3 protein-coding genes are annotated in these 3982 nt (G+C 65.7%); all 3 read left to right on the forward strand.

All coding sequences use genetic code 11. The features are described 5' to 3' along the window. Positions 1-213 precede the first annotated feature (213 nt). Positions 214-1143: a sugar ABC transporter permease gene (locus EN738_RS31840; protein ID WP_127287051.1), complete on the forward strand. Its 930-nt coding sequence runs from the start codon at positions 214-216 to the stop codon at positions 1141-1143. Further along, positions 1143-2000 carry a carbohydrate ABC transporter permease gene (locus tag EN738_RS31845; RefSeq protein WP_127287052.1) on the forward strand — a complete coding sequence of 286 codons (858 nt, stop codon included), beginning with the start codon at positions 1143-1145 and terminating at the stop codon, positions 1998-2000. The genes EN738_RS31840 and EN738_RS31845 overlap by 1 nt, the downstream gene beginning before the upstream one ends. A gap of 28 nt (positions 2001-2028) precedes the next feature. After that, a partial coding sequence (locus tag EN738_RS31850; RefSeq protein WP_145966993.1) for a glycoside hydrolase family 127 protein occupies positions 2029-3982 on the forward strand: 1954 nt, incomplete at its 3' end.

The raw sequence follows: 3982 nt of genomic DNA on the forward strand, positions 1-3982 counted from the left end.
GAGAAAGCACTCATCTAACCGGAATGCCGCGGGACGCAGGCAGTTAGGCTCCCCCTTCTCCCCTTGTGGGAGAAGGTGTCGCCGAAGGCGACGGATGAGGGGTGCTCCAGCTTGGCAAGGACGGCGATCCTTCGCGCACCCCTCATCCGTCTCGGCGCTGCGCGCCGATCCACCTTCTCCCACAGGGGGAGAAGGGGAAGTGAGTGCTTACCCATGACCACCATAACCGCAGAAACCGCAGCCCCCGCGCGCCCGCGAAAGCTGGTCGGCGCCGGGCGTCGGCAGTGGATCGGGCTGCTCTATGTCGCGCCGGCGGTGGCGCTGGTCACGGTGTTCTTCATCGTGCCGCTCGGCATGACGGCGTGGATGTCGCTGCACAACTGGCCGCTGATGGGCGAGCATTCCTACATCGGCCTCGGCAACTACTGGGCGATCCTGCGCGACACGCGCTTCTGGAACGCGCTGCGCTTCACCGGCTGGTACACGCTGGTGGTCACGATCGCGATCTTCGCCGTCGCCTTTCCGCTGGCGATCTTCATCGAGCGGCCGCGGGCGATGACCAATGTCTACCGCACCGCCTTCTTCATGCCGGCCGTCATCGGCTTCGCCTCGGCGAGCCTGCTCTGGTCGTGGCTCTTGAACGTCGATTCCGGCCTGTTCAGCCCGGCCGCCTACGCGCTCGGCCTGACCGAGAAGAAGTTCAACCTTCTGGCCACCTTCCAGCCGGCATTCTGGTCGATCATCGCCATGGTCGTGTGGAAGGTCGCGGGCTTCACCATGATCATCCTGATGACCGGCCTGCAGTCGATCCCGTCGGAACTGCAGGAGGCGGCGATGATCGACGGGGCAGGGCCGTTCGCGCGCTTCCGCGCCATCACCCTGCCGCTGATGCGCCGCACGCTGGCGCTGGCGCTGATCCTGTCGGTCGCCGGCTCCATGCTCGCCTTCGACCAGTTCTACATCATCCTGCGCGGCGGCCCGCGCAACCAGACGCTGACCGCCGTCTACTGGATCTTCAACCAGTCCTTCGTGTCGTTCAAGCTCGGCTACGGCGCCGCACTTTCGATGATTCTGCTTCTGATCCTCGTCGTGCTCAGCCTCGTCCAGCTCTGGCTGCTGCGCAAACCGGAGGGGGTCGACTGATGGCGCAGGCGCGCAGCCGCAACAGCCGCATCCGGCTCGGCATCGCCGAGCACTTGACCGGCATCATCGCCTCGCTGCTGTTCCTGGCGCCGATCGTCTGGACGGTGCTGTCGGCCTTCAAGCCGTCGCAGGAGGCGCGCCAGCCGCCGCTGCCGCCATGGCCGACCACCGGCTTCTCGGTCGAGAATTACGGCACGCTCAACACTTTCGGCGACGGGCTCTGGCTGCCGGCGCAAAACAGCATCTACGTCTCGGTGATGACGGTGGTGTTTTCCGTCATCGTCAGCGTGCTTGCCGGCTACGGCTTCTCGCGCTTCCGCTTTCCCTTCAAGGACCTGCTGTTCGTCATCATCCTGTCGACGATCATGATCCCGTTCCAGTCGATCCTGACGCCGATCTTCCTGGTGCTGACCAAGGTCGGCCTGCACAACACGCTGACCGGGCTGGTCTTCGTCTATGTCACGCTGCAGCTGCCGTTCTCGATCTTCATGATGCGCAACGCCTTCGACGCGGTGCCGCGCGAGATCGAGGAGGCCGCCCGCATGGACGGCGCCAACAACGTCACCATGCTGCTGCAGGTCATGCTGCCGCTGGTCTGGCCGGGCATCGTCACCATCGCGCTGTTCGCCTTCCTCGGCGCCTGGAACGAGTTCCTGGCCGCGCTCGTGCTGATGACCGACCAGTCCAAGTTCACCCTGCCGATCATGATGACGGCGCTGCAGTCCGGCCGCTTCGGCGCCATCGACTGGGGTGCCGTGCAGGCCGGCGTCACCGTGATGATGGTGCCGTGCCTGATCCTCTTCCTGGCGCTGCAGCGCTTCTACATCCGCGGCCTGATGGCCGGCGCCGTGAAATGACGACAGCGAAATTGAATGGAGCAAGCCGATGACCAACGCCCAGAACACCGGCAGGCTGAGCCTCGCCTTCCGTCCGCTGCCGGTGCCGCAGGTCGACGTGCGCGGCTTCTGGGGCGATCGGGTCGATGCGGTCGCCGCGCGCACCGCCGAGATCCTCTACGAGCGCTGCGTCGAGGCCCGCATGCTGGAGCAGATCGACCCCGACCGGCCGTCGCCGGGCGTCGTCATCCCGTTCCATTCGCCGTCGCCCGACGAGGCCGCCAATCCCGGCTTCACCGGCTCGACGGTGACGACGCAGATGTTCTGGGACTCCGACTGGGGCAAGACCATCGAGACCGCCGCCTATTCGCTCTACCGGCGTCGCAACGATGCGCTGGAGAAGAAGATCGACGCCGTCATCGATCTCTACGGCAGGCTGCAGCAGCCCGACGGCTACCTGTCGAGCTGGTACCAGCGCATCCAGCCCGGCCTGCGTTGGACGAACCTGCGCGACTGCCATGAGCTCTACTGCGCAGGCCATCTGATCGAGGGCGCCGTCGCCTACTTCCAGGCCACCGGCAAGCGCAAGCTGCTCGACATCATGTGCCGCTATGTCGACCACATCGCCAATACTTTCGGTTCCGGGCCCGGCAAGAGGAAGGGCTATTGCGGCCATGAGGAGATCGAGCTGGCGCTGGTCAAGCTGGCGCGGGCGACCGGCGAGCAGAAATACATGGATTTGGCAAAGTACTTCATCGACCAGCGAGGGCAACTGCCGCACTATTTCGACGAGGAGGCGCGCGCCCGCGGCGCCGACCCGAAGGCCTATCATTTCAAGACCTACGAATACAACCAGTCGCACAGACCGGTGCGCGAGCAGGACAAGGTCGTTGGTCACGCGGTCAGGGCGATGTACCTGTTTTCCGGCATGGCCGATGTCGCCACCGAATATGGCGACGATACGCTGCGCGCGGCGCTCGACCGGCTGTGGGACGACCTGACCACCAAGAGCCTCTACGTCACCGGCGGCCTCGGCCCGTCGGCGCACAATGAAGGCTTCACCAGCGACTACGACCTGCCCAACGAGACCGCCTATGCCGAGACCTGCGCCGCGGTCGGCCTGGTGTTCTGGTCGAGCCGCATGCTCGGCATGGGGCCGAACGCGCGCTACGCCGACATGATGGAGCGGGCGCTCTACAACGGCTCGATCTCCGGCCTTTCGCTCGACGGCTCGCTGTTCTTCTACGAGAACCCGCTGGAAAGCCGCGGCCGGCACAATCGTTGGAAATGGCACCGCTGCCCGTGCTGCCCGCCCAATATCGGCCGCATGGTGGCGTCGATCGGCAGCTATTTCTACGGCCTCGCCGACGACGCGCTGGCGGTCCATCTCTATGGCGACTCGACCGCCCGCTTCGAGATATCGGGCAAGCCGGTGAGCCTGGTCCAGACCAGCAATTATCCCTGGGACGGCGCCGTCTCGATCCGCGTCGAGCCGCAGGCGCCGGTCGCCTTCACCTTGCACCTGCGCGTGCCGGCCTGGTGTCGCAAGGCGGCGCTCAAGGTCAACGGCAAGGCGATGGCTCTCGATGCCGCATCGAGCGACGGCTACGCGGCGATCCAGCGCGAATGGCAGAAGGGCGACCATGTCGAGCTCGACCTCGACATGTCGATCTCCCGCCTCTTCGCCAATCCGGAGGTGCGCCAGGACATCGGCCGTGTCGCGCTGGCGCGCGGCCCGCTGATCTACTGCGTCGAGGCGACCGACAATCCCGGCCAGTTGCACCGCATCAGCCTGCCGCGAACGGCGGAAATCGAGGCGCATCACGAGCCGAACCTGCTCGGTGGCATCGTCACGCTGTCGGCCACCGGCAGAAGGGAGGCGTCGGAGGATTGGCGCAACGGCCTCTACCGCGCCGAGCCGCCGGCGACGGAAGAAGCGAGGGTGAAGGCAGTTCCCTACTACGCCTGGGACAACCGCGATCCCGGCGAGATGCTGGTCTGGC

The organism is Mesorhizobium sp. M4B.F.Ca.ET.017.02.2.1 (assembly GCF_003998955.1).
In the GTDB taxonomy this organism is placed as follows: Bacteria; Pseudomonadota; Alphaproteobacteria; order Rhizobiales; family Rhizobiaceae; genus Mesorhizobium; species Mesorhizobium abyssinicae.

What these genes read in the sequence shown, in the direction of transcription:
- EN738_RS31840 (WP_127287051.1), top strand. Translation starts at nt 214, where the DNA reads ATGACCACCATAACCGCAGAAACCGCAGCCCCCGCGCGCCCGCGAAAG.
- EN738_RS31845 (WP_127287052.1), top strand. Translation starts at nt 1,143, where the DNA reads ATGGCGCAGGCGCGCAGCCGCAACAGCCGCATCCGGCTCGGCATCGCC.